The 25,554-nt window shown below is 71.7% G+C and carries 22 protein-coding genes, 2 tRNA genes and 1 pseudogene; 8 read left to right on the top strand and 17 right to left on the bottom strand.

Translation table 11 applies throughout. The annotated features are described in order from the left end of the window. Positions 1 to 15 precede the first annotated feature (15 nt). From N8I86_RS19930 to N8I86_RS19905, 6 genes are all read right to left on the bottom strand, one after another. Positions 16 to 765, bottom strand: a complete 750-nt coding sequence (locus N8I86_RS19930) for a class E sortase (RefSeq protein ID WP_073887406.1) — start codon at positions 763 to 765, stop codon at positions 16 to 18. A 27-nt stretch (positions 766 to 792) separates the two neighbouring features. Further along, complete coding sequence (locus N8I86_RS19925) at positions 793 to 1,986, bottom strand: class E sortase (RefSeq protein WP_263278352.1); 1,194 nt, start codon at positions 1,984 to 1,986, stop codon at positions 793 to 795. After that, complete coding sequence (locus N8I86_RS19920) at positions 1,983 to 2,621, bottom strand: aminodeoxychorismate/anthranilate synthase component II (protein ID WP_073887403.1); 639 nt, start codon at positions 2,619 to 2,621, stop codon at positions 1,983 to 1,985. Before N8I86_RS19920 ends, N8I86_RS19925 begins: the two co-directional genes overlap by 4 nt. Then, positions 2,618 to 2,779 carry a hypothetical protein gene (locus tag N8I86_RS19915; RefSeq protein WP_107423569.1) on the bottom strand — a complete coding sequence of 54 codons (162 nt, stop codon included), beginning with the start codon at positions 2,777 to 2,779 and terminating at the stop codon, positions 2,618 to 2,620. The genes N8I86_RS19920 and N8I86_RS19915 overlap by 4 nt, the downstream gene beginning before the upstream one ends. Positions 2,780 to 2,842: 63 nt before the next feature. After that, entirely contained in the window at positions 2,843 to 3,541 is a 699-nt protein-coding gene (locus tag N8I86_RS19910) for a class E sortase (RefSeq protein ID WP_263278351.1), read from the bottom strand. A gap of 25 nt (positions 3,542 to 3,566) precedes the next feature. Continuing rightward, positions 3,567 to 4,355, bottom strand: a complete 789-nt coding sequence (locus N8I86_RS19905) for a DUF881 domain-containing protein (RefSeq protein WP_073887400.1) — start codon at positions 4,353 to 4,355, stop codon at positions 3,567 to 3,569. 152 nt (positions 4,356 to 4,507) lie between these two features. Between N8I86_RS19905 and crgA the strand changes: the two genes are divergently transcribed. Next, positions 4,508 to 4,762 carry a cell division protein CrgA gene (crgA, locus tag N8I86_RS19900; RefSeq protein ID WP_073887398.1) on the top strand — a complete coding sequence of 85 codons (255 nt, stop codon included), beginning with the start codon at positions 4,508 to 4,510 and terminating at the stop codon, positions 4,760 to 4,762. A gap of 270 nt (positions 4,763 to 5,032) precedes the next feature. Here the strand turns inward: crgA and N8I86_RS19895 are convergent, their stop codons facing one another. Then, complete coding sequence (locus tag N8I86_RS19895) at positions 5,033 to 5,920, bottom strand: rhomboid family intramembrane serine protease (protein ID WP_263278350.1); 888 nt, start codon at positions 5,918 to 5,920, stop codon at positions 5,033 to 5,035. Positions 5,921 to 6,037: 117 nt separating this feature from the next. Continuing rightward, entirely contained in the window at positions 6,038 to 6,562 is a 525-nt protein-coding gene (locus N8I86_RS19890; RefSeq protein WP_073887395.1) for a peptidylprolyl isomerase, read from the bottom strand. Between the two features lie 272 nt (positions 6,563 to 6,834). Here N8I86_RS19890 and N8I86_RS19885 point away from each other — a divergent pair, with 272 nt between their 5' ends. After that, complete coding sequence (locus N8I86_RS19885) at positions 6,835 to 7,536, top strand: DUF5324 family protein (protein WP_073887394.1); 702 nt, start codon at positions 6,835 to 6,837, stop codon at positions 7,534 to 7,536. Between the two features lie 154 nt (positions 7,537 to 7,690). Here N8I86_RS19885 and N8I86_RS19880 read toward each other — a convergent pair. After that, positions 7,691 to 7,763: transfer RNA gene (locus N8I86_RS19880), tRNA-Ala, on the bottom strand. A 183-nt stretch (positions 7,764 to 7,946) separates the two neighbouring features. On the opposite strand from N8I86_RS19880, the gene N8I86_RS19875 reads away from it, so the two are divergent. After that, positions 7,947 to 8,495: a helix-turn-helix domain-containing protein gene (locus N8I86_RS19875; RefSeq protein WP_123437327.1), complete on the top strand. Its 549-nt coding sequence runs from the start codon at positions 7,947 to 7,949 to the stop codon at positions 8,493 to 8,495. Positions 8,496 to 8,641: 146 nt separating this feature from the next. Continuing rightward, positions 8,642 to 10,234 carry a serine/threonine-protein kinase gene (locus N8I86_RS19870; protein ID WP_263278349.1) on the top strand — a complete coding sequence of 531 codons (1,593 nt, stop codon included), beginning with the start codon at positions 8,642 to 8,644 and terminating at the stop codon, positions 10,232 to 10,234. On the opposite strand, the gene N8I86_RS19865 is transcribed toward N8I86_RS19870, so the two are convergent. Both N8I86_RS19865 and N8I86_RS19860 read right to left on the bottom strand, forming a co-directional pair. After that, complete coding sequence (locus N8I86_RS19865; RefSeq protein ID WP_263278348.1) at positions 10,198 to 11,547, bottom strand: hypothetical protein; 1,350 nt, start codon at positions 11,545 to 11,547, stop codon at positions 10,198 to 10,200. The two genes, N8I86_RS19870 and N8I86_RS19865, sit on opposite strands and share 37 nt — an antisense overlap. 368 nt (positions 11,548 to 11,915) lie before the next feature. Further along, a complete protein-coding gene (locus N8I86_RS19860) occupies positions 11,916 to 12,044 on the bottom strand; it encodes a DLW-39 family protein (protein ID WP_003999697.1) in 129 nt (42 codons plus the stop codon). Between the two features lie 348 nt (positions 12,045 to 12,392). On the opposite strand from N8I86_RS19860, the gene N8I86_RS19855 reads away from it, so the two are divergent. Both N8I86_RS19855 and N8I86_RS19850 read left to right on the top strand, forming a co-directional pair. Beyond that, complete coding sequence (locus tag N8I86_RS19855) at positions 12,393 to 12,728, top strand: DUF6344 domain-containing protein (protein ID WP_123437329.1); 336 nt, start codon at positions 12,393 to 12,395, stop codon at positions 12,726 to 12,728. A gap of 319 nt (positions 12,729 to 13,047) precedes the next feature. Continuing rightward, positions 13,048 to 13,827, top strand: a complete 780-nt coding sequence (locus tag N8I86_RS19850; RefSeq protein WP_241840709.1) for a glycosyltransferase family 2 protein — start codon at positions 13,048 to 13,050, stop codon at positions 13,825 to 13,827. Between the two features lie 36 nt (positions 13,828 to 13,863). Here N8I86_RS19850 and N8I86_RS19845 read toward each other — a convergent pair whose 3' ends face one another. Further along, positions 13,864 to 14,052: a ferredoxin gene (locus tag N8I86_RS19845; protein ID WP_123437331.1), complete on the bottom strand. Its 189-nt coding sequence runs from the start codon at positions 14,050 to 14,052 to the stop codon at positions 13,864 to 13,866. A gap of 139 nt (positions 14,053 to 14,191) precedes the next feature. Beyond that, positions 14,192 to 14,686, bottom strand: a complete 495-nt coding sequence (locus N8I86_RS19840; RefSeq protein ID WP_263278347.1) for a hypothetical protein — start codon at positions 14,684 to 14,686, stop codon at positions 14,192 to 14,194. A gap of 195 nt (positions 14,687 to 14,881) precedes the next feature. On the opposite strand from N8I86_RS19840, the gene N8I86_RS19835 reads away from it, so the two are divergent. Beyond that, complete coding sequence (locus N8I86_RS19835) at positions 14,882 to 15,382, top strand: hypothetical protein (RefSeq protein WP_123437333.1); 501 nt, start codon at positions 14,882 to 14,884, stop codon at positions 15,380 to 15,382. A gap of 402 nt (positions 15,383 to 15,784) precedes the next feature. Next, positions 15,785 to 19,960, top strand: a pseudogene (locus tag N8I86_RS19830) (nSTAND1 domain-containing NTPase); the annotation flags it as partial. 190 nt (positions 19,961 to 20,150) lie between these two features. Here the strand turns inward: N8I86_RS19830 and N8I86_RS19825 are convergent. From N8I86_RS19825 to gyrA, 4 genes are all read right to left on the bottom strand, one after another. Next, positions 20,151 to 21,779, bottom strand: a complete 1,629-nt coding sequence (locus tag N8I86_RS19825; RefSeq protein WP_317633614.1) for a serine hydrolase — start codon at positions 21,777 to 21,779, stop codon at positions 20,151 to 20,153. Between the two features lie 205 nt (positions 21,780 to 21,984). Further along, positions 21,985 to 22,061 (bottom strand) — tRNA-Ile (locus N8I86_RS19820). Between the two features lie 112 nt (positions 22,062 to 22,173). Next, positions 22,174 to 22,905 (bottom strand): DUF3566 domain-containing protein, encoded by a 732-nt coding sequence (locus tag N8I86_RS19815; RefSeq protein WP_073887379.1) that lies wholly within the window; start codon positions 22,903 to 22,905, stop codon positions 22,174 to 22,176. Positions 22,906 to 22,923: 18 nt separating this feature from the next. Beyond that, the gene (gene gyrA, locus N8I86_RS19810) at positions 22,924 to 25,512 is read right to left on the bottom strand and encodes a DNA gyrase subunit A (RefSeq protein WP_073887377.1); all 2,589 of its coding nucleotides are present in this window, start codon (positions 25,510 to 25,512) and stop codon (positions 22,924 to 22,926) included. Positions 25,513 to 25,554: the final 42 nt, after the last annotated feature.

Raw genomic sequence — 25,554 nt, 5'->3', positions numbered from 1 at the left:
GGCCCACTCGCAGGTTCAGCGCAGTTCCGCCGGCGGAGTCCGCTTGCTGTCGACCTTCTGCACCCGGACGAGTTCGCCCCAGACGACGTAGCGGTAGCGACTCGTGTACACCGGCGTGCAGGTCGTCAGGGTGATGAAGTGGCCCGCCTTCTTCCGGCCGGCCTCCTCGGGGATCTGCGAGAGCACGTCCACGTTGTACTTGGACGTCTCGGGAAGGACCGAGAAGACCTTGTAGACGTACCAGTCGTCCTTGGTCTCGAAGACGATCGGGTCGCCCTCGCTCAGCTTGTCGATGTTGTGGAACTTCGCCCCGTGGCCGTCGCGGTGGGCGGCGAGGGTGAAGTTGCCCTTCTTGCCGGAGGTCGGGAGCGTGGCCTTGACCGGCTCCGTGTAGTAGCCGGCCACGCCGTCGTTGAGGACGTCCGGATCGGTGCCCTTCTCGACGAGGACCTCGCCGTTGTCCATGGCGGGCACGTGCAGGAAGCCGATGCCGTCCTTGGTGTCCAGCGCGCCGGGCCCCGAGTCCGCGGCCTGCGCCCACCCGTCACGCACCTTGTCGGCCTCCCGGCCGGCCTTGCGGTCCGCTATCACGTTCGTCCACCACAGCGAGTACACGACGAAGAGGGCGAGCAACACCCCCACCGTGATGAGGAGTTCACCGAAGACACTGACCGCCAGGGCGATCCGGCCGGGACGCCGGCGCGGGCCTGGCTCCGGGTCGGACGCGTCCGTGTGTTCTTCGGTCTCGTCGGCCGTCGCTGCCACAGTTCCTCTGCCCCTACTCCATGAGCCCTATTCGATGAGCGCGTCCGGCTTTCCCTTGCTGCGCGGGCGTTCCTCGACCATCTTGCCCCAGACGATCAGCCGGTACTTGCTGGTGAACTCCGGCGTACAGGTGGTGAGGGTGATGTAGCGGCCGGGCTTGGTGAAACCCGAGCCCTTGGGGACGGGGTCCAGCACGCTCGTGTTGGACGGCGGGGTCACCGGAAGCATCGAGGCCACCTTGTAGACGAAATACTCGTCCTGCGTCTCGACCACGACCTCGTCGCCTGACTGGAGCCGGTTGATGTACCGGAACGGTTCGCCGTGGGTGTTGCGGTGCGCCGCCAGGCCGAAGTTGCCGGTCCGGGCGCCGGGCATCGCGGTCTTCAGCGCGCCCTCGCCGTAGTGCCCGACCATGCCCTTGTCGAGCACCGCCTTGTTGCTGACGCCCTCCGCGATCGGCGCGACCACGTCCAGCCTGGGGATGTGCAGGATGGCGAAGCCCTGGCCCGGGGCGAACACCCCGGGGTTCCGCTTGCCGTTCGCCCAGTCGTCCTGCAACTGGTGCGTCTCGCTGCCCGCCTGGGCGTGCGCGCGGACGTTGGTCCACCACAGCTGGTAGGTGACGAACAGCAGCATCAGCACGCCGGTGGTGATGAAGACCTCGCCGATCGCCCGGCTCGCGATCACGGACGGGCTCGGTTTCCGTGCCCGTGCCTGCCGCCGGGCCTCCACCCGGGACAGCGGCCGGCCCGACGCCGGGGCCGACGCGGGCGCCGCCTCCCGGGCCCCGCCACGGCGGCCCCCACGGCGCTTGGCGGCCTTCCTGCGCTCCGCACGGCCGCCCGGCGTGACTCCCGTGGCCGAAGGGGCGGAAGGGGCTCCAGAGGGCCCCAGAGGGCCGTTGCCCGGACCCGGGCCGGAGGGGCCGGGGATCCGCAGTGCCATCGTCTCGTCGTCCGCGGGGGGCCCGTGGGCCGCGGACGGCCGTGGGACGTGCGGGACCGAGGGGTCGACGGCGGCCATCGGAGCCGTCATCTCCTCGTGGAGGGGCCGCGTCGGCGTCCCCGGCCGGTCGGTGATCGCCGGCATCGCCGCCGTGGGCGGATCCGCTCGGCGACCGGCATGACGGCCGCCGCGGCGACCGGCGTCAGGCGCACCGCCGTAGGACTCGTACGGGCTCTCCCCGTACAAGTCCTCGCGCTCGGGGCGCAGCGCGGTCACGCCGTGGCCCTGCCCACCACCGGGGCGAGCCCCGCCGACCTCGCCACGGCACCCTGGTCGCCGCACTCCACCAGCCAGTTCGCCAGCATCCGGTGCCCGTGCTCGGTCAGGACCGACTCGGGGTGGAACTGCACTCCCTCGACCGGCAGTTCACGATGGCGCAGACCCATGATGATGCCGTCGTGGGTGCGGGCGGTCACTTCCAGTTCGGCCGGTACCGTGGCCGGCTCGGCGGCCAGGGAGTGGTAGCGGGTCGCCGTGAAGGGGGAGGGCAGGCCCGCGAAGACGCCCTTGCCCGCGTGCTCGACCGGCGAGGTCTTGCCGTGCAGCAGCTCGGGCGCCCGGTCGACCACACCGCCGTAGGCCACCTGCATCGACTGCATGCCGAGGCACACCCCGAAGACCGGGACCCCGGTCGCGGCGCAGTGGCGGACCATGTCCACGCACACGCCGGCCTGCTCCGGCGTCCCCGGTCCGGGGGAGAGCAGGACGCCGTCGAAGCCGTCCTGGGCGTGCGCCGTCGACACCTCGTCGTTGCGCAGCACCTCGCACTCGGCACCCAGCTGGTACAGGTACTGGACCAGGTTGAAGACGAAGCTGTCGTAGTTGTCGACGACGAGAATCCGCGCACTCACTGGTTGTCCACCGTCACATCGTTGAAGGGCAGCAGCGGTTCGGCCCAGGGGAAGACGTACTGGAACAGGACGTAGATCACGGCCAGGGCCAGTACGAACGAGATGAGCGCCTTCACCAACGCGTTTCCCGGCAGATGCCGCCAGATCCAGCCGTACATGCCGTCCCTTGCCGTCCCTTCCGTGTCCCCTACGGCACCAGACCCACGCCGTACGCAACCAGACTAACGGCGCAGAGCCCTCGGTTCGCCTGCCTCCACAGGCTGTGTGGAGTCCAGATGCGCCCAGACGATCAGCCGGTGGCTGTGACCCCATTCCGGATCGCACGTGGTCAGCGTCAGGTACCGGCCCGGACCCGTGTACCCGGACTTACGTGGCACAGGGTCGATCACCTCAACGTCGGTCGGAACCGTTTTGTAGGGCCCTTTGTCGATCCGATACGTGAACCAGGTCGAGCCGTCCGTGAGCACCACCGCGTCCCCCGGCCGCAGCCGCGGGAAGTCCTTGAACGGGTCGCCGTAGGTGCGCCGGTGCCCGGCCACCGCGAAGTTGCCCCGGCCGCCGAGCCGGGCGGTCCGCTCGTAGTGGGCAAGGCCCTCGGCCAGCACGTCCCGGCCGGTGCCCTGCAGCACGGGCTTGTTCCACGTGAAACCGAGCCGGGGTATGTACATGATCGCGAAGGCCCTGCCGTAGCGGTACGGCCGCGGCCTGCCCTGCCGCTCCGACGCCGGCGTCTGCTTACCGCGCGGGGGTCCCGGCCGGACGGCGCCCGTGGCCCACTGCCGCTGCAGCCGGTCGATCTGGTCGCTCATGGCGCTGTCGGCCCGCACGCCCGTCCAGAAGAGCACGTACACGACGAAGAGCACGATCAGGGCGCCGACGGTGATGCACAGCTCGCTGACGGTCCGGACGATCACGCGCACCGGCGGCTCCTGACAGGGGACCTGGCTACTCCACTGGCTTCGCGTAGTGCAGATCCACTGTGCCCGAGTAGCCGGGAAGAGTCACCGTCCCGTCCTCGGTGACTTTCCAGCCGAGGCCGTAGACGTTGACGTACACCATGTAGGTCTGGATCGCCTTGCTCGCCGCGAGCGCCTGCTGCAGCCTGCCGGGGTCCCCGATAGCCGTGATCTTGTACGGCGGTGAGTAGACGCGGCCCTGGAGGATCAGCGTGTTGCCGACGCAGCGCACCGCGCTGGTGGAGATCAGCCGCTGGTCCATGACCTTGATGCCCTTGGCGCCGCCCTCCCACAGGGCGTTCACCACGGCTTGGAGGTCCTGCTGGTGGATGACCAGGTAGTCGGGCTGCGGCTCGGGATAGCCGGGGAGCTTGGCGGTCGCGTTCGGCGGGGCGTCGTTCAGCGTGACGGTGAGCGCCTTGCCGGTCAGCCGCTGGGTGCCCGCGCTCCTCTCCAGCCCGCTGATCTTCTCGTCCTGGGCCCTGGTGCTGCCGTCGTCGCTCTCGGCCAGCGAATCCACGGTGCCGCGCAGCGTGGCGTTGGACTCGTCCAGCTCCTTGTTCTTGCGGCTGCGCTGCTGGATCAGGTCGGACAGCTTCAGCAGGGAGCCGTCCTGCCGGATGTCGGTGCCCTTGGCCGTGTTGAAGCTGGTGAAGAAGATGAGCCCGGCGAGGGCGAAGACGGCGGCCGTGAGCACCCGCACCGGTCGGACACGCGGACGACGGCCGGGGCCGGAACCCATTGCTCCCGTCCCCTGGGAGTCGGCAGAATTGCTCAACGTACCCTTATCTCCTTCGGCGCCGCGGAAGCACTACGCTAACGGACGCCCGGGGGAGCACACAGAGTCGTCATGTTGGCCCCTTGTACGCTGCCCCGAGCCCGACCCAGTTACCTGCGCGGCCACGCAGCGCATCGACAGGAGAGACCCTCGTGCCGAAGTCACGTATCCGCAAGAAGGCCGACTACACGCCGCCGCCGGCCAAGCAGGCGCAGGCGATCAAGCTGAACAGCCGCGCCTGGGTCGCTCCGGTCATGCTGGCCATGTTCCTCATCGGCCTGGCCTGGATCGTCGTCTTCTACGTGACGGACGGTTCCCTGCCGATCGACGCGCTGGACAACTGGAACATCGTGGTCGGGTTCGGCTTCATCGCCGCCGGCTTCGGCGTCTCCACCCAGTGGAAGTAGCCCTCACCAGCATGGACGTGGCAGCTCTCCCCAGGGCTGTTCACTGAGTTATCCACAGGCCCGCGTAGCTATCCACATGGTCCTGGGGAAAAGACTACGATCTGTGGATAACTCATCGAGGGTTGACGCCGGTGTGACTGCCCTACCGGACCTCGTACACCCTTTCGCCCCCTGCCTGACCTGTGGAAACACATTCGAGCGGCAGGGGGCACGCTTGTGCCCGCACCGTATGCACAAGATCCGGCACTCGCTGTGGACAAACGGCGGCCGTCAGGTGAGCTGAGCGGTTCTGACCAGGGCGAGGGCCACCGACACGAGCAGGACCAGTGCGCAGGTGCCGTACTGGATCAGCGCCCGCCGCTCGCGCGGCGCGTGCACCATGGCGTATCCGGTGACGACGCCGGCGACCAGTCCGCCGATGTGCGCCTGCCACGCGATGTTGCTGAACCCGAAGGTGAAGATCAGGTTGATCACCAGCAGCGCGATGACCGGCCGCATGTCGTAGTTCAGGCGCCGCATCAGCACCGCGGTGGCCCCGAACAGGCCGAAGATCGCCCCGGAGGCGCCGAGCGAGGGCTGCGCCGGGGAGGCGAGCAGATAGGTGAGCGCGCCGCCAGCCAGCCCCGAGACGAAGTAGACCGCCAGGTAGCGGGCCCGGCCGAGGGCCGCTTCGAGGGGACCGCCGATCCACCACAGGCTCAGCATGTTGAAGCCGATGTGCCAGTACTCCTGGTGCGCGAACATCGACGTCACGAAGCGGTACCACTCGCCGCCGGCGACACCGGAGGTCGGCGCGAACGGCTTCGGCGGCCAGGAGCCGTAGAGGACCACCTGCTCCAGCAGCGACTTGTCGGCCTGGATGGCGATGAACACCGCGAGGTTGATCCCGATGAGGATCTTGGTGACCAGCCGGGGATCCGAGGCCACCGAGCCGCCGGCGACCGTACGCGGACGGTTCGCGGCCGGTGCGTGACCCGTGCCGGAGCCGCTGCGGACGCACTCGGGGCACTGGAAACCCACCGAGGCGCTGACCATGCACTCGGGGCAGATGGGGCGTTCGCAGCGGGTGCAGCGCACGCCGGTCTCACGGTCCGGGTGCCGGTAGCACACGGGCACGCTCCGGGCGCTCCGCGCGCTGTCTGCGGCCTGGTCCTCCATCGGTTCCCCTTGTTTCGTCGTGGGACTACCCCGGCAAATACCCCGCCCCGCACATCCTTACGGACGAGCGGGGCGATTGGTTCCCTGCGGGCGGTCCGACGGGCGGCGGGCTCGGCCCTAGCGCTTCTCGACCACGACCGACTCGATCACGACGTCCTCGGCGGGACGGTCGTTGCGGCCGGTGGGCAGGCCGGCGATGGCGTCGACGACCTTCTGGCTCGCCGGGTCGGCGACCTCGCCGAAGATGGTGTGCTTGCGGTTCAGCCACGTGGTCGGGGCGACCGTGATGAAGAACTGCGAGCCGTTGGTGCCCGGGCCGGCGTTGGCCATGGCCAGCAGGTACGGCTTGTTGAAGGACAGGTCGGGGTGGAACTCGTCCTCGAACTTGTAGCCCGGACCGCCGATGCCGCTGCCCAGCGGGTCGCCGCCCTGGATCATGAAGCCACTGATGACGCGGTGGAAGGTCGTCCCGTCGTAGAGCGGCTTCGTGGTCTTCTCACCCGTGCCCGGGTGCGTCCACTCCCGCTCCCCCTGGGCCAGCTCGACGAAGTTCCTGACCGTGACAGGCGTGTGGTTCGGGAACAGCCGCACCACGATGTCGCCGTGGTTGGTCTTCAAGGTGGCGTAAAGCTGCTCGGCCACGATTTGCCTTCCGTTGTCTTCGTGTGACTCCTCGATCCTCGCACGGAAGGGTCCGGGCGAATCCCGACGGCCATGAGTTGCGCGCTGGAGGCAGCGCTCGGCCGCGATTCGTGGCAGGGTCGAGCAGGAAGCTCCTGTTGCCCGGATTCGAGCCCAAGAGAGCGATCAGCACCCATATGCCCGCCCTCGCATGCCGCGAGGGCCATCGACAGGCATGATCCTTAAAAGGGTGGAAAGTCGAATTACCGTACGCCACCGAGGAGGAGGAACCCGTGACCCGCATCGACAGCGTGCGCGCCGCGACCGGCTCGGCGAAGGACAGCGTGCTGCACGCCGCGGAAGTGGTGGCGCCCTACGCCGACACGGCCAAGGAGCGTGCCGCGTACTACGCGCAGGAGGCACGCGTACGGCTGGCACCCGTGGTGTCGCAGGCCGCCGAACAGGCCCGCGAACAGTACGACGCCCGGCTCGCCCCTCGCCTGGAACAGGCCCGTGCGCATGTACCGCCGAAGGTCGACCTCGCCGCCCACGAGGCCGCCCTGCGCACCCGTAAGGCTGCCCTACAGGCCGCCGAGTACTCCCGACCGAAAATCGAACAGGCCGTGGCCGCGGCCGCGCCGGTGGCCGACGAGGTCGCCGCGCGCAGTGCCGCCGCCCTGGCCGCCCTGCGCGGCAACGTCTCGGCCAAGGAGATCCAGAAGATCGCACGGAAGAACGAGCGGCGCTCCAAGTCCGGCCGCGCCGTGAAGCTGCTGGCGCTGCTGACCCTCGTGGCCGGTGGCGCCGTCGTGGCCTGGAAGTGGTGGGACAAGCAGGCCAACCCCGACTGGCTGGTCGAGCCGCCCGCCGCGACCGAGGTGCCCGAGACCGGGCGCCTGAGCTCGGTGGACGGCACCGGTCCCGCGGTGCTGGACCCCGAGGTACAGGCCAAGCAGGCGGAGGACGACGCGGCGGACCGCGACGACCAGGGCTGATCCGGTCGGCCGCACACACAGAGAACGGGCCGTGGGCCCGGCGAGCGTCAACTCGCCGGGCCCACGGCCCGTTTCACGTGAAACCGTGCCCGCGAGACCATGTGAAAAATGCCCTCCAGCACCCGCTTTCGCAGGTCGGAGGGCATTCACCGGGTGGAGCCTAGGGGAGTCGAACCCCTGACATCCGCCATGCAAAGACGGCGCTCTACCAACTGAGCTAAGGCCCCGGGAAGCAGCGACCGGCCGGAGGAATCCCGTTCCGGCGGTTGCCGGAGACCAGAGTACCGGGTCACCCCCCGTATCCCGCAAAAAGATTGGGGGTCCCCGTGGATGACCACTCTCCGTAAGATGCTCGGCGTGGTTCGCTACAGCGAACCGCGGTTTTTCAGGGGAAGCGATGGGGAGACGCAATGGACGCCGCACAGCAGGAAGCCACCGCGAGAGCGCGGGAGCTGCAGCGGAACTGGTACGGGGAGCCGCTGGGGGCGCTCTTCCGTAAGCTCATCGAGGATCTCGGGCTCAACCAGGCCCGGCTCGCGGCGGTCCTGGGACTGTCCGCTCCGATGCTCTCGCAGCTGATGAGCGGCCAGCGCGCGAAGATCGGCAATCCTGCCGTGGTCCAGCGGGTGCAGCTGTTGCAGGAGCTGGCGGCCCAGGCAGCGGACGGCAGCGTCAGCGCCGCCGAGGCGACCGAGCGCATGGACGAGATCAAGAAGTCCCAGGGGGGCTCGGTGCTCAGCAACACCACGCAGACCACCAGTGGCTCGGGGGCGCCCACCGTCAAGCGGGTGGTCCGCGAGATCCAGTCGCTCCTGCGCTCGGTGGCCGCCGCGGGCGACATAATCGACGCCGCCGACGCGCTCTCCCCCTCGCACCCCGAGCTGGCGGAGTTCCTCCGGGTCTACGGTGCCGGCCGCACCTCCGACGCGGTCTCGCACTACCAGTCCCACCAGAACTGATCCCGGGGCCCGGCTTCCCGGAGGGGGTCCGGGGCCGGGCCGAGGGCGAGGTTCGACGGCGGAACGGGCGCCGGGCGGGTCACTCGTCCCGGCGCGAGGCGCATCGCAGGGGAACGACGGGCCAGGGGGAGGAGCGGCGGACTGTCATGGGTGAGGTCTTCGCCGGCCGGTACGAGCTGGCCGATCCGATCGGACGCGGCGGTGTGGGCGCCGTGTGGCGTGCCTGGGACCATCGCCGACGGCGCTATGTGGCCGCCAAGGTGCTGCAACAGCGCGACGCGCACTCCCTGCTGCGCTTCGTCCGGGAGCAGGCGCTGCGGATCGACCATCCCCATGTCCTCGCTCCGGCCAGCTGGGCCGCGGACGACGACCAGGTCCTGTTCACCATGGACCTGGTGGCCGGCGGCTCCCTGGTCCACCTCGTCGGCGACTACGGCCCCCTCCCTCCCGCGTTCGTCTGCACCCTGACCGACCAGCTCCTGTCCGGTCTCGCCGCCGTCCACGCGGAAGGCGTCGTCCACCGGGACATCAAGCCCGCCAACCTGCTGCTGGAAGCCACCGGCACGGGCCGGCCGCGGCTGCGGCTGTCCGACTTCGGCATCGCCATGCGGCTCGGCGAGCCGCGGCTGACCGAGACCAACCTCGTCGTCGGCACGCCCGGCTATCTCGCCCCCGAGCAGCTGCTCGGCTCCGAACCCGACTTCCCCGCCGACCTGTTCGCGGTGGGCCTGGTCGCGCTGTATCTCCTCGAAGGCGCGAAGCCCGACGCGAAGGCGCTCATGCAGTACTTCGTGGAGCACGGCACGCCCGGTGCGCCCAAGGGCATACCCGAGCCGTTGTGGCAGGTGGTCGCCACGCTGCTCCAGCCCGACCCGGAAGCCCGGTTCCGCACGGCCACGGGTGCCCGCAAGGCGCTCGCCTCCGCTGCGGAACTCCTGCCGGAACCCGGGCCCGACGACGAGCTGATCGAGATCTTCGACCAACTCGGCCCGCTGCCACCCGGATTCGGACCCGACGGCCCCTTCAAGCGTGCCTCGGGTGTACGGACAGGTCCGGCAACGGACGCCGGAACGGCCGACGATGCCGGGAGCCGGGCGGACGCCGAGGACGCGCACTCCGGTCTCGGGGGCCCCGGCGAGGACGGAAGCGGGTCTGCCGCCGGCTCCATGACGCCGGACCCCGGCTCCTCTCCCGGCACGCACACCGGCTCCATGTCGGAAACGGGCAGCTTCCGGCTCCCCCCGCCGCTGGACCCGTCACACTCCGGCTTCCGGCCCCGCCCCGCGCCCGAGCAGGCCGAGGACCACGGCGGGCACGGCCCGGAGCACCAGCCCCGGATCCCGCAGCACTCGTCCCCCGTCCCGCAGCACTCGCTCCAGCTCCCCCGGCGTCCCGCCCATGATCCGACGCCCCCGACGCATCCCCTCACGCCCTCCCCGCAGTCGTACGCCCAGCCCTACGACCAGCCCTCCGCGTGGCACGCCGAACCGCACGGGTCAGCGGCGCCGGAGCAGCGTGCCGACACCTCCACCGCCTCGTACACCGCGCAGAGTCCGCGGGTTCCCGTCCCCGAGGCGCCGCTTTCCGGGCTTCCGCATCCCGCCGCCCGCGTGCGGGGCCGTCGCGCGCGCAGGGCGCACGGCCGCCGAACCGGTCCCCCGGCCGGTGTCGCGATCCCGATGCTGCTGCTGGCGCTGGCCTGCTACGCGGTGGGCTTCTGGGCGCTGACCCGCGTCTGAGTCCGCCGGCCGGCCAGCGTCCATCCACCGAGCACCAGCAGCAGCGCGGTGCCCAGGCCGATACCGCCGGCCGCGAGCAGTCTCATCGCCGGGTCGCCCCCGCCCCCGGGGCTCCCGGGGCTCCCGGCCAGGGCCTGCTCCCGGTCCTGTGCCGTGACGGTGAAGACGTCCTCCGGCATGGGCTCGCCCGCGTAGTCCGGCCCTGCGTGCGCCCGGCCGTCCACCCGCACCCGCAGCGTCACGTCGAACGGCCCGCCCCCGTAGAGCCCGGTCATCTGCTCACTGAGGTGCAGGACCAGGTAGTAGTCGCCGGCGAACCGGACGGAGGTGACCCCGGTGGGGACGGCGTAACGGTTGGCGTACTCGACCGGTGGCACGGGGGCCAGGGCGACGGATTTGCGTGCTCCGGTGTAGCCGAGGGAGGCGTCGTCGACGGAGCCGCGCACCGGGTTGTGCAGGGCGAGGTCCAGCGCGCCGCCAACATAGCCGTGCCCGGGTGAGCCGCTCAGTTCGGCGGAGGCGTGCAGCCGGCGGCCCCAGTCGAGCGGCACCTTGTAGAACAGGGTCTCGCCGGGCACGAGCGTGGTGTGCCAGACCCCCTGCCCCACCGGCACGGCGGTCGCGAATCCGGCGCCCCCCGACCGGTCCCGGGCCTCGCCGCCGAGCGGTTCGGGGGTGGCGGAGTCCCAGGTCCGCGGTGCGGTGGTGGGGCCCGCCCGCTCCGGTCCGGGCTCCGTGACGGGTGCGATCTCCAGGTCCCAGCGCCGGGCCGGGGCCGTCCCGCCGGGCCCGTCGGCGTCGACGCGTTCGACGAGCAGGTAGTACGTCCCCGCGCCCCGGCACAGCGCCTTGCCGGTCTCCCGCTGCACCAGCGCGGTGACCGGACGCGGGCTGAGCCCGGCACCGAAGTGCGCGGAGGCGTAGGAACAGGGCACGCCGGCGGAGTCGCGCACGGACACACGGATGCCGTCGGTGGCGGCGACGGTGGCGTGCGCGGGCGGTACGGCGGTGACGGGGACGTACGCCGTGCCGGTGGCGGTGAGACGCAGGCGGTAGTAGAGCTTGCCGTTCCTCGGGAGGGAGCTGCGGTAGGTACGGCCGGCTTCCAGTACCTCGGCATCGGCGGTGCCCGTGGCGCCCGCGACGGTCCGGGCACCGGGGGAGAAGGCGTACCCGCCCGGCCCCGCCGCCCTGGCGACGGACACGCCCGGCACGGTGACCAGGCCGTACACCCCCAGCAGGACGACGACGGCGCGCAGGATCGCCGGCCGGCCGCGCCGCCACCACGCCGTACGTCCTCGCCGCCGTCTCACGTGCCGCCCCCTGTTCGTTCCACAACCGCATTCCCCGACCGCTCCGCACGGCCGGACCGCACCCGAAGTGATCGGACCGGACCGGATCGGACCGGATCGGTTAGGACCGGAAGGGAACACGTCGGACCGGCCCGGACGACCGGCCGAGGCCCATCCTGCCCCCGGCACCCCTGCGCCATCCGGGCAATGCGTTCGGCCGTCCGAAATTGCCGGCCCGCACGGCGCAGCCGGCCGGGGCCCCAGGACGGCGTCCCGCAACGCGTACCCCACCCGTCACGGGACCGCAACACGAGACGACGGGCACGAGGCAACACAAAACCCCGACCGCGGAGGCGGCCGGGGTTCGGTTCAGATGTGGGTGTCGGGACTCACGAACCCGTGGGCACGGAGTCAGTCGCCTCCGTCCACAGGTCCTGCTCGGCGCGATCCGCCTGGATCTGGCGGTACACGAGGAGCCCGCCGATGGCGGCCAGTGCGACCAGGAGCAGCTTCTTCACCGCGCGACCTCGTCTTTCCTTGACGTAGGGGACCTCTGGCGCCCGACTATACACACCGACCGATATCGATCGGTGACCTGCGCCGGGCCTCAACTCCCGCCTGCGGCAGCGCTGTAGCCGGGTCCGGAACCGATCCGATCTGAGGGTGATCGGACCCGCACACTCCGTGACTTTGATCCCTCTTCAGTCGCTATGGATGCCATTTCTGACTCTTTGAGCCCTCATACGTCCATCCGAGTGGTGTTCATCGGAACATCGCCGCGCCACGGGCGGAGGTCCACCACTTCGCGATCCACATACACATCATGAGGAAAGTACGCAAATCGCCCGACCCGAAAGTGAGGGGCCATGACCCAGAACAAGGTCATGAAGCTGTGGACCGTCATCGTCACCGCCTTCGTCGCGCTGTTCACGGCGCTCGGAATCGTCGCCCCGGCCGCCGCCGCGACGACCGCCCCCAAGACGGAGAGCCCCAGCACCGGCGCGACGCACCGCACGACCCCCACGATTCCGGCCGCCTACCAATGGGTCTGGTCCCATGCCAGCGCCCTGCCCCCCACGATGAAGCAGCGGATCGGGGCCGAGGCCCACGGGAAGTCCCCGAGCTGCCGGCACCGGCCCGGCAGCGAGGAGATGCAGACGGAGAACGCGACCGAGCAGGACCCGGCAGCACTCGACTGCTGATCCCCCCGGATCCGCCGCTCCACCGGACAGCTCGGAAGAACGCCCAGCACGCGAAGCACACGCGACACCCGCACTCCACGGCGCACGCGGACAGCACGAAGAACGCGAGGCGCGGAACGCAGGGCGGCGCGTAGCCGCGGCGAGCCCGGCGAACACGGCAGGAACGGCACACAGAACCGCAGACGTCTCGACATGAAGGCGACTTGCGTACGCAGCAGTCGATACGGATGGACCCCCGGCCGGGCTAGGCCGGGGGTCTTGCGCTGTTTCCCCGTGCGTCATCCTCGTACGGCAACACCCCACGCCCTACCGAGAGGTGGTGAGTGCTGCCGTGAGCCGGCGCGTCACCGTTGTCACCGCTGTCCACGGCCCGTCCGCCCGGTTCCTGCCGGAGGCCTACGCCTCACTGCGCGAGCAGCGGCTCCCCGACGGCTGGGAGTGGGCATGGGTGATCCAGGAGGACGGCAGGACGGACGAGGTCCGCCCCCACGTCCCGGACGACAGCCGGGTGACCTTCCGCCAGGGCCGTCCCGGTGGACCCGGTGTCGCCCGCACGATCGCCCTGGCGCACGCGGAGGGCCCGTACGTGAAGGTCCTCGACGCCGACGACCGGCTCACCCCGGGTGCGCTGGCCCGCGACCTGGCCGTGCTGGAGGCGCACGGCACCGTCGGCTGGACGACCTCCCGCGTGCTCGACCTGCTGCCCGACGGCACCACGGCCGGTTTCCCCGGCGACCCCGACGAGGGCCCGGTCGAACGCGGTGCCGTGCTCGAGCACTGGAAGCGCCACGACTTCCGGGCACCGGTGCACCCGGCGACACTCTGCGTCCGGCGGGACCTGCTCCTGGCGCTCGGCGGCTGGATGGCCCTGCCGGCCTCGGAGGACACGGGGCTGCTGCTGGCGCTGAACGCGGTCAGCCGGGGCTGGTTCTCGGACCGGGTGGGCCTGCTGTACCGCAAGTGGGAGGGTCAGGCCACGGGCCAGGCGGCCCACGTCGACCCCGCCGAGCGCGCGGCCCGCATGGCCGTCGCGGAGGCCAGGGCCCGCGTGCTGGCGGAGTACGGATGGGCCCGACCGGACCGTCCGGCCGACCGCTGAGCCCTACCGGCACCGTCCCTCATCGCCGCCGACGCGTCACTCCGTGAGCCCGATCGCCTGCGAGGGGCACTTCTCGGCCGCCTCCCTGACCTGCGGATCCTCGGTGGTCTCCGCACGTCCGGGCCGTACGACGCCGTACCCGTCCTCGAAGGCGAACACCTCCGGCGCCCGGTGCGCGCACTCGGCGGAGCCGTAGCACAGGCTGCGGTCGACGGAGACCTTCATACGTCCTCCAGACGTCGGCGCCCCCGGCCGCTGTGGGCCGTCCGGGGCGGCTCGGTGGCTTCAAGGACGTCACTGCCCGGCGGGGCGTGCGCCGAACCGGCCGGGCGGACAGTTGTGCGGCCCGGCGTGCGGCCGCGCGCTACTGCTGCCCGCCCGCCACCGACAGCCAGTGCGCCACCCTGCGGACCGTGGGCTCGTCGAGCCGGTCGGCCAGCACGCGGACCGCCTCACCGTCCTCGGGACCCAGGTCGTACAGGCCCGCCTTGCTCAGACCGGCCATCAGCACCTGGTGCCGACGGTCCGTCATGCGCTCGGCCAGCACGGCCGGTCCGGCGGGGCCGTCCGCGGCGGCTTCGTCCGCGGCCGCCGCGGACGAGGCGGCGGGCGCGGGTGACGGGGCGGCGGCCGGCGCGTCGTGAAGGTGCCAGGCGTCGCCCTTCGGGCCCCACAGGGCGATCGTCGCCTCCTCCCCGCGGGCCCGCACGGTCTGGGTCATGTCCCCGACGGCGTACAGCACGGGTTCCCGGTGGGGGGACTCGGCGGCCACCGTCCAGGAGTTCCGGGAGGGCTGGTGGAACATCGCGACCCAGCGCGGAACGCCGGGCGGTCGCGGGCACCGGGGACGCTTCTCCATGGCACTCACCCCTTCGAGAACGGCCTTAAGCGCGACCGTAGCTGACACTCCGTCAGATTTCCAGGAGAGGCCCCTGCGGGTGCGGCCCGATCCGGCGCCCCACGACCACCCCGTGCCCGCGTGCTTCTGGTCTCTTCGCGGCCGCCGTGGCACCCTGCCCGCGCCCGGCCCGCAGCCGGACGAAGGAGGCCGAGGATGAGCGGACGGAACGAGACGGCGACCGGATCCGGAGCAGCGGAGGAGTCCCTGCGCACCGTGCACGGCACCCGCGCGCACAGCGCCTACGAGCGTGCGGTGGCCGCCTGCCGGTACGCCGGTGTCACTCCCGACGCGGCCGAGATCGTGCCGAAGGACCCCGTCGGCAGGGCCGCCAACGCGCTGCGGCTGTCGGCCCGGTCGCTCGCCGCACTCGACGCGAGCGCTCCGGACCCGGCGGCGGACGCCCGCTGTGCCCGCAACACCGCCGCCACCGCGGCCCTGGCCGCCCAGGTGGCCGCGGCCCGGCAGTCCTCCGAGGCCGCCGACGCGGCCCTGCGCGCGGCCCTCGCGGCCTCCGGGGCGGCAGCGGCGGCGGCCGGCGGCACCGCACCGGGACGGGACGCCTCCCTGAACGCCGCCGCCGGAGAGGCGGAGCGGCGCGCGGTCGCGGCGGCCCGTGCGGCGGGCTGGTCCGAAGCTGACGCGGTGACCGTCTGAGGCACTCCCGGCACACCGGGACGGGACAGGGACCCTGCCCGTCCGGCACCGGTCCCTCCCCTCGTGGGGACCGGTGCCGAACGGTGCAGGGAGTGCCGGCCCGTGCCATGACGGCGTGGTGGCGCGGGCCGAAGAAGGAAGCCGTTCCCCGCGGTGCTCGTGGGGTCAGCCGAGGTCGTCATCGCCGATCGCCGCGCCCGGTGGGACACACCGGCGTCGACGCGGGGGAAGTTGACCGAGAACGTTCGCTGCCATGGGCTGTCTCTCCGAGCACCGAGCCGGTGGCCTGTCCGGACGGTACGTGACGGGTCCGCTACCGGGTTCGGATCCTGCCATCTGTCGCGCCCCGCGAGGAGGTTCCGGTGTCCGGCCCAGGCCTTAGCCGCAGGTCAGCCGTATAAGGTGAGTTTTCCGGTCCGGACGTCCGAACGTGGGGGGAGAGCAGAGGGGTGGGACCTTGAGTTCCGACTCAGGGGCACGAACGGCCTTCGCGGAGCGCCTCGCGCTGCTGTACAAGGAGGCTGGGAACCCTCCCCTCAAGAGCGTCGCCGAGGCGGTCGTACGGCTCCAGCGGGTCGACGAACGCGGCCGGCCGGTGCGGGTGTCCGCGCAGCGGATCAGCGACTGGCGGCGGGCCCGGAACGTGCCGGCCCAGTTCCCCGCCCTCGCCGCCGTCCTGCACATCCTGATCCCGGAGGCGCGCCGGCAAAGGCCCGCCCCCGTCTCCGGCGGCCTGTACGACCTCGCGCAGTGGCAGCGCCTGTGGGAGCGCGCGCTGGCCGACCCGGTGGGCGACCGGCCCGCGCCGCCAGCCGAGGAGAACCTGCGGCCCCCGCCCGAGGCCCCGTCCGTCGCCGGTGGCGTCTGCCCCTACCGGGGACTGGCCCCGTACCGGCGGGAGGACGCGCGGTGGTTCTTCGGCCGAGAGCGCAGCACGAACTCCCTGGTGGCCCAGTTGCGCGCCGCGCGGCGGACGGGCGGGCTGGTGATGCTGGTGGGCGCCTCGGGGGCCGGGAAGTCGTCCCTGCTGAACGCCGGCCTGGTGCCCGCCCTGCACGGCGGCGCCCTGGGCGCCCCCTCGGCAGACGCGGCGACCGACACGGCCCGCGGCCTCGTGTCCACGCCGGCCGGCGCCCTGCCCGAGGACCACTCCGCCGACGCGGCCGCCGCCCCCGCGGGCCCGTGCTGCAGCTCGTCCCCGGCGCCCATCCCCTCGGCGAGCTGGTCCGGCGCATCCCGGACCTCGCCCCCGTGGCCGCCGACGCGCGCAAGGCCGAACAGGAGGCCACGGAGAACCCCGCGGCACCCGGCTCCGACGCCCCGCGCCTCGCCCTCGCGGCCCGCGAGGCCGTCTCGGCGTGGGCGCGCCGCGAGGCCGCGCCGGACACCCTGCCGGTCGTCATCGTGGACCAGTTCGAGGAGGCGTTCACCCTCTGCGCGGACGAGGCGGACCGGCGCACCTTCATCCAGCTCCTCGCCGCCGCCTGCACCCCGCCCGCCGGCTCCCCCGGACCCGCCCCCGCACTGGTCGTCCTCGGTATCCGCGCCGACTTCTACGAGCAGTGCCTCGCCTACCGCGAGCTCGCCGACGCGCTCCAGCACCGCCACATGGTGCTCGGCCCGCTGACCAGCGGCGAACTGCGCGAGGCCGTGAACGGCCCGGCCAAGGCGGTCGGTCTCGAACTGGAACCGGGACTCGCCGAGCTGATCGTGCGCGAGGTGAGCGCCGACGGCCCGCGCGGCACGCACGACGCGGGCGTGCTCCCACTGCTGTCCCACGCCCTGCTCGCCACCTGGCAGCGCCGGAAGGCGGGCCGACTGACCCTCGCCGGCTACCGCGCCGCGGGAGGCATCCAGGGAGCGGTGGCCGCGACCGCCGAGCGCGCCTGGACCGGCCTCGACCCCGCCGCCCGGACGGCCGCCCGGGGGCTGCTGCTGCGGCTGGTCCGCCTGGGCGAGGACACCCAGGCCACCCGGCGGCGGGGCACCCGGCGGCAGCTGGCGGAGGAGTCGACGGACCCCGGCAAGACGGAGGAGTCCCTGGAGGCGCTGGTCCGGGCCCGGCTGGTGACCCTGGACGCGGAGACCGTGGAGATCACCCACGAGGCGCTGCTGCACGCCTGGCCCCGGCTGCGGCACTGGATAGACGACGACCGCAACGACCACCTGCTGCGGCAGCGGCTGGAGGAGGACGGCCGGGCCTGGGAGGAGTCCGACCGGGACAGCGCGCTGCTCTACCGGGGCTCCCGGCTGGAGCAGGCCGGCAGCTGGGCGCGGTCGGCCGGGGACACCTACCTGACCCGCGGCGCGATGGAGTTCCTCGCCGCCTCGGTCAGGCTGCGCAGGCGCTCGGTGTGGCTGCGCCGGGCGGCGGTGGCGACGCTGGTCGTCCTCGCGCTGCTCGCCGGCGGTTCGGCGGTGATCGCCTGGCAGCAGCGCGACGACGCCGTGTTCGCGCAGGTCCTCGCCGAGGCCGACCGGGTGCAGCGCTCGGATCCGTCCCTGGCCGCGCAGCTCGACCTGGTCGCCCATGATCTGCGCCGGGACGACGAGGGCACGTACAGCCGGCTGATCTCGATCGTGAACGCACCCCTGGCCACACCGCTGTCCGGCCACACGGGCGCCGTGTACCTCACCTCCTTCAGCCCCGACGGCCAGACGCTGGCCACGGCCAGCTACGACCGCACGGTCCGGCTGTGGAACGTGGCCGACCCGCACCGGCCGAAACCCCTCGGCGCCCCGCTCACCGGCCACACCAGCTGGGTGAGCAGCGCCGTCTTCAGCCCGGACGGGCACACCCTCGCCAGCGCCGGCGACGACGGCACCGTCCGGCTGTGGGACGTGACCGACCCCGCCCACCCGGTGGCGCTCGGCCGGCCGCTGACCGGTCACACGGGCACGATCTACCTGGTCGCCTTCAGCCCCGACGGACGCACCCTGGCCTCGGCCGGCGAGGACCACACCGTGCGGCTGTGGGACGTGGCCGACCCGCACCGGCCGAAGGCCCTCGGCGTGCTGCGCGGGCACACCGCCGCGGTGCGCTCCGTGGCGTTCAGCCCGGACGGGCGGACGCTGGCCGCGGGCGGCGACGACGCCCGGATCCTGCTGTGGAACACCACCGACCGGCACCGGCCGGAGCGGATCCGCGCGGTGCTCGAAGGCCATCAGGACATCGTCCACTCCGTGGCGTTCAGCCCGGACGGGCACACGCTGGCCAGCGGCAGCGCGGACGACACGGTCCGGCTGTGGAACCTCACCGACCCCCGCCGTCCGGCCGCGCTCGGCTCACCCCTGACCGGCCACACCGGTCCCGTCTGGTCGGTGGCGTTCAGCCCGGACGGCGGAAGGCTGGCCGCCGCGAGCGCGGACTCCACCGCGAGCCTGTGGAACGTCGCCGACCCGGCGTCCCCGTCGCAGGTCGGGGAGTCGCTGGCAGGAAGCAGCGGGGAGATGTACGCCCTCGGGTTCAGCCCCGACGGCCGGACCCTCGCCACCGGCAGCGGGGACGGCAAGGTGCGTCTGTGGTCGGTTCCGGCCACCGACATGGTCGGCCGGAACGGCGCGTTCCGGCCGGACGGCCGGGTGCTGGCCACGGCCGCGCGGGACGGCAGGCTGCGCCTGTGGAACGTGTCCCGTCCGGGTCGGCCGGTGCCGCTGGGCAAGCCGTTCATGCGGGCCGACGGCGACCAGCGGTCTTTGGTGTTCTCTCCCGACGGCCGCACCCTCGCCGTGCTCACGGGCAAGAAGACCGTCCACCTGTGGAACGTCTCCGCCCCCTCCCGCCCCGTGCCCGCCGGGCCGCCCCTTGCGCTGCGTACCCGCTTCATGGGCCCGCACGCGCTGGCGTACAGCCCCGACGGGCGCACGCTGGCCACCGCCTACGACGACCGCACCATCCGCCTGTGGAACGTCTCCGACCCCGCCCACCCCGTCCCGCTCGGCGCACCGCTCACCGGCCACCGCGGCTACGTCAACGCGCTGGCCTTCAGCCCGGACGGGCACACCCTGGCCGGCGGCAGCGCGGACAGCACGATCCGGCTGTGGGACGTCACCGACCCGGCCCGGCCGGCCCGGACCGGCGCCCCGCTCGACAAGCACACCGGGCCCGTCAACGCGCTCGCCTTCAGCCCGGACGGGCACACCCTGGCCAGCGGCAGCGACGACGACACGGTCCGGCTGTGGAACGTCACCGACCCGGCCGCCGCGAGCACGCTGGGCGCACCGCTGACCGGCCACACCGAGGCGGTGACGTCCCTGACGTTCGGCTCGCGCGGCCGCACCCTGGCCAGCGGCGGCAACGACAACACCGTCCGGCTGTGGAACGTCACCGACCCGGCCGCCGCGACCCCCATCGGCCAGTCGATGAGCCCCAACGCCAAGACGGGCAACTTCCTGTCCTTCAGCCCGAACAGCCATGTGCTCGGCGTCTCCAGCGGCGCCGACACGGTCCGCCTGTGGAGCCTGGACGCGGACGCGGCCATCCGCCACATCTGCGCGGTCACCAGGGGCGTGCTGACCCCGGAGAAGTGGCACGAGTACCTTCCCCGCCTCTCCTACGACCCCCCGTGCGGACGATGATCGGCCAACCTCGCTGATTCCCCGCCGACTTGCCCCCACGAACGGCCCAACCTTGTTACCCTTGGCCATGGCCCGATCGCTGGTGCATCCCCCGTCGCCAGCGGTCGGGTCTTTTTTCATGTCCTGAGGCGCGTTTCCTGTCCTGGGGCGCGTTTCCCGTCCTGGGGCGCAGACCGCCCGCGGGGGTCTTTCAGCGGCGGAAGGTGCCCAGTCCGTTCGCGTTCAGGTGCTCGACGGTGACGCTCGTGGCGCGGCCGGAGTCCAGGTGGAAGGTGACGCCGGACAGCCCGGCGGCGTTCTCGCCCCGGGTCCGGTAGCTGAAGGTGTCGCCCGTGTAGTGCGTCAGGGGGAACATCATCTTCTGCGGGCCCAGGGTCATGCTCAGCCGGCCGGCGCTGTCGGCGGTGACGGTGACCGGCCCGAAGTACGGGTTGCCGTAGGTGCCCATGTAGGCGCTGGCGGCCTTGGCCGGTGCCGCGTCGGCGGGCGGCTGGGCGTAGTTCGTGAGGGAGGCGCCCGTGTAGGCGGCGGCTTCGACCAGTTTCTTGTAGAAGGCCGCCCAGTCGACCGTCTGCCTGCCGTGGCGGGCGATGTCGAGGAACGCGGCGGACACCGACTCCGGCACGCCGATGGGCTGTCCGTTGGTGAGCACCACGATGCCGAGCCGTTCGCCGGGCAGCAGGGTCACCTCGGTGGCGGCCCCCAGGTCGAAGGCGCCGGAATGGTTCAGACGCAGCGCTCCGCCGTCGTCGTAGCCGACGTTCCAGCCGAGTCCGTACAGGCCCGGTTCGCCCGCCGGGGCGAGCGGGGCCATGGAGACGGCGTGGGGGACACGGGTCTCGTCCAGGGCCGCCGGGTCGATCAGTCGCTTGCCGCCGAACGCGCCGTTGTCCAGCTGCAGGCGCATCCACTTGGTGAGGTCGTCGACAGTCGAACTCGCACCGCCTGCGGGCGCCTGACTGTCGGCGTTCTCGGTGGTGGAGGGCTTCCAGCGGCCGTCGACCCGGACGTGGGCCGAGGCCTTGTCGGCGGCCTTGTCGTAGTCGGCGCGCCGGTAGCTGGAGTGGTTCATCCCGAGCGGCGCGAACAGCGTGTCGGCCGCCAGCCGCGGCCAGTCCGTCCTCGCCGCGTCGGCGACCGCCTCCCCCGCCTCGGTGAAGCCGTAGTTGGTGTAGGCGTAACTCGCCCGGAACGGGGACAACGGCTCCAGCCGCGGGTGCTGGAGGATGTAGTCGCGCTGGTACCCCAGGTCCTCCAGCAGGTCACCGGCGTGGTCGGGCAGTCCGCTGCGGTGCGAGAACAGGTCGGCGACCGTCACGTGCGCGCTCACGTACGGATCCTTCAGCGCGAAGCCCGGATCGTGGCGGACCACGGGGTCGTCCCAGCCGACGGTCCTGCGTCCGACGACGCCGGCGACGACGGTGGACGACAGCGGCTTGGACACCGACGCCAGCTGGAAGACGGTCCCGGTGCCGACCTTGGCGCTCCGGCCGACCTCACGGACGCCGAAGCCCTTGGCGTACACGACCTCGCCCCGGTGGACGACGCCCACGGCGATCCCCGGCACCCCGGTCCGGCGCATGGCGTCCGCCACCAGCCCGTCGATCCGGCCGACGGCCGCGTCCACCTGGGCCGGCGTCAGCTGCGGCGGCGGCTGCTTCGGCGGCGTGGGGGCGAGGGACGTGGCAGGCGGGCTGCCGGTGGCGGCGCTCAGGCCGGCACACCCCGACAGGACGGCCCCGAGCACCCCCAGGCATCCCAGGGCCGCACCCGTACGGGCACGTCGGCGGGGCCGTCTCCCCCGACTGTGCATGGCCATGCTCCGCTCCCCTCGTACACGAGGCCCTTGGAGGGCCCCGGGGGTACGCCGGCCGTCCGTCCGTTCCATACTCGCCGCGACCGCGGACCACGGCACTCGGACATCGCCGCGCGGGTGAGGGAGGCCGGGGATGCCGTGGGACGCCGTGGGACGCCGTGAGGGACGCAAAAGACCCCCGGTCCATGAGGACCGGGGGTCTCTTCGCTGGTGGGGCTAACAGGATTTGAACCTGTGGCCTCATCCTTATCAGGGATGCGCTCTAACCAACTGAGCTATAGCCCCGCCGCGCTCTGCGGTGTGTGTCCCGCGCGCTGACTCCTGAAGATTAGCGCACGACCACGTCAGTCCCAAAATCGGTTGTCGGGGGACCGTCAGGCCAGGATTCCGCAGGCGGTCACTCGTCCTCGGCCAGGGTCAGCTCGATGCCGCCCACGAAGCCCGCGGACAGGTTGTAGATGAACGCGCCGAGCGTCGCGAGCGCCGTGGCCAGCACCACGTCGATGACCGAGATGATCGTCGCGAACATCAGGACGTGGGGGAGCGACAGGAACGCCTGGAGGTCGAAGCCGTTCGCCTCGTTGGACCCGGTCGCCTCCGAGATCGTGCCGCCGACCGTCGAGAAGACGCCCATCGCGTCCATGACCATCCACAGCACCGCCGAGGCGACGATCGTGCAGATGCCGAGGGCGATGGAGAGCAGGAAGCTGACCTTCATCACCGACCACGGGTCGGCCTTGGCGACGCGCAGCCGGGCCTTGCGGGTGCGCGGCGCCGTCTTGGCGCCGGTGCGCGGCCGGCGCACGGCGCCGGCCGGGGCCTGCGCCGGGTAGGCCTGGGGCGGGTGGTACGGCCCGGCGGCCTGCTCGGGCCGGCGCTCCCCGGGGAGCGGGGACGCCTGCTGGCCCTCGGCCGGGCCGGGCTGGGTCTGCGGGCCGCGGGTGTCCGTCACAGTTCCCCCCTGGGGTCCAGGCGTGTCGGGTGAGGTCGAGTCGGCCGCGCCCGCGTCGATCTTGCGCAGCTGGGTCGTGTGCGGGTCCGCCGCGCGCGCGGCGGAGCCACGGCCGTCGCCGTCCGTCTCCGTACCCGTGGAGGTACCGGCCGATCCGGCGCCCGTGGCTCCGCTCACGATGACTCTCTCCTCGTGCTACTCGGCCGAGGGCGCCTCACCCTCGTCCGTGCCGGTGGTCGCGGCATCCTCGGCGGTCTCGTCGACGTCGCCGTCGACCTCCTCCGCCTCGCGCCCCGCCTCGGCGTTACGTGCGATACCGACCACGGCATCGCGCTTGCCCAGGTTGATCAGTTGGACGCCCATGGTGTCACGGCCCGTCTCCCTGACCTCGTTGACTCGCGTACGAATCACACCGCCGGACAGGGTGATGGCGAGGATTTCGTCAAGCTCCTCGACCACCAGCGCGCCGACGAGCGAACCGCGGTCCTCCACGATCTTGGCGGCCTTGATGCCGAGGCCGCCGCGACCCTGGACGCGGTACTCGTCGACGGCGGTCCGCTTCGCGTACCCGCCGTCCGTAGCAGTGAACACGAACGTACCGGGTCGAACGACATTCATCGAGAGAAGCTCGTCGCCCTCGCGGAAACTCATCCCCTTGACGCCCGAGGTGGCACGGCCCATCGGTCGCAGGGTGTCGTCCGAGGCGGTGAACCTGATCGACTGGGCCTTCCTGCTGATCAGAAGCAGATCGTCGTCGGCCGAGACGAGTTCGGCACCGATCAGTTCGTCGTCGGTTCCGTCCTCGCGCTCCCGGAGGTTGATCGCGATCACACCGCCGGAACGGGGCGAATCGTAATCCTTCAGAGGCGTCTTCTTGACCAGGCCGGACTTGGTGGCCAGGACCAGGTAGGGCACCGCCTCGTAGTCGCGGATCGCGAGGATCTCGGCGATCGCCTCGTCGGGCTGGAAGGCGAGCAGATTGGCCACGTGCTGGCCGCGCGCCTCGCGGCCGGCCTCGGGCAGCTCGTACGCCTTCGCCCGGTACACCCGGCCCTTGTTCGTGAAGAACAGCAGCCAGTGGTGCGTGGTGGAGACGAAGAAGTGGTCGACGATGTCGTCTTCCTTCAGCTTCGTGCCGCGCACGCCCTTGCCGCCGCGCTTCTGCGCCCGGTAGTCGTCCGTCTTCGTCCGCTTGACGTAACCGCCGCGCGAGACGGTGACGACGATGTCCTCCTCGGCGATCAGGTCCTCGATGGACATGTCGCCCTCGTACGGGATGAGCTTGGTCTTGCGGTCGTCGCCGTACTTCTCGACGATCGCGGCCAGCTCCTCGCTGACGATCCCGCGCTGGCGCACCGGGGAGGCCAGGATCTGGTTGTACTCGTTGATCTTCGCCTGGAGCTCGTCGTGCTCCTGGACGATCTTCTGCCGCTCCAGGGCGGCCAGCCGGCGCAGCTGCATCTCGAGGATCGCGTTCGCCTGGATCTCGTCGATCTCCAGCAGGCCCATCAGGCCGTTGCGCGCGATCTCGACGGTCTCGCTGCGCCGGATCAGCGCGATGACCTCGTCGATGGCGTCCAGGGCCTTGAGCAGACCGCGCAGGATGTGCGCGCGCTCCTCGGCCTTGCGCAGCCGGAACCGGGTCCGGCGCACGATGACCTCGATCTGGTGCGTCACCCAGTGCCGGATGAACGCGTCCAGCGACAGGGTGCGCGGCACGCCGTCGACCAGCGCCAGCATGTTGGCGCCGAAGTTGGTCTGCAGGTCGGTGTGCTTGTACAGGTTGTTCAGGACGACCTTGGCGACCGCGTCCCGCTTGAGGACGATCACCAGGCGCTGACCGGTGCGGGACGACGTCTCGTCGCGGACGTCGGCGATGCCGCCGATCTTGCCGTCCTTGACCAGGTCGGCGATCTTCTGCGCCAGGTTGTCGGGGTTCACCTGGTACGGCAGCTCGGTGACGACCAGGCACTGGCGGCCCTGGATCTCCTCGACCTCGACCACCGCGCGCATCGTGATCGAACCACGGCCCGTGCGGTAGGCCTCCTCGATGCCCTTGCGGCCCACGACGAGCGCGCCGGTCGGGAAGTCCGGGCCCTTGATGCGCTCCAGGAGCGCGTCCAGCAGCTCCTCGTGCGAGGCCTCGGGGTTCTCCAGGTACCACTGGGCACCGGCCGCGACCTCGCGCAGGTTGTGCGGCGGGATGTTGGTCGCCATACCGACCGCGATACCGGCCGAACCGTTGATCAGCAGGTTCGGGAAGCGGGCCGGCAGGACGGTCGGCTCCTGGGAGCGGCCGTCGTAGTTGTCCGTGAAGTCGACGGTCTCCTCGTCGATGTCGCGGACCATCTCCATCGACAGCGGCGCGAGCTTGCACTCGGTGTACCGCATGGCCGCCGCCGGGTCGTTGCCCGGGGAGCCGAAGTTGCCGTTGGAGTCGACCAGCGGCATCCGCATCGACCACGGCTGGGCGAGGCGCACCAGGGCGTCGTAGATCGAGGAGTCGCCGTGCGGGTGGTAGTTGCCCATGACGTCGCCGACGACGCGGGCGCACTTGTAGAAGCCGCGCTCCGGGCGGTAGCCGCCGTCGTACATCGCGTACAGCACGCGGCGGTGGACGGGCTTGAGACCGTCACGGACGTCGGGCAGCGCACGGGACACGATGACGGACATCGCGTAGTCCAGGTACGAGCGCTGCATCTCCGTCTCGAGCCCGACGGGCTCGACACGCATCACGAGTTCGCCGCCCTCTTCGGGGGTGACAGGGGTGTTCTCGTCGGCCATTGCTGGTGAAGATCCTTCCTGGTGCGGTCAGCTGAGACCGAC

It is taken from the genome of Streptomyces albidicamelliae (assembly GCF_025642175.1).
GTDB lineage: Bacteria > Actinomycetota > Actinomycetes > Streptomycetales > Streptomycetaceae > Streptomyces > Streptomyces albidocamelliae.
Note: the sequence above shows the minus strand (reverse complement) of the source record. Positions and strands in the feature narration are given on the sequence as shown.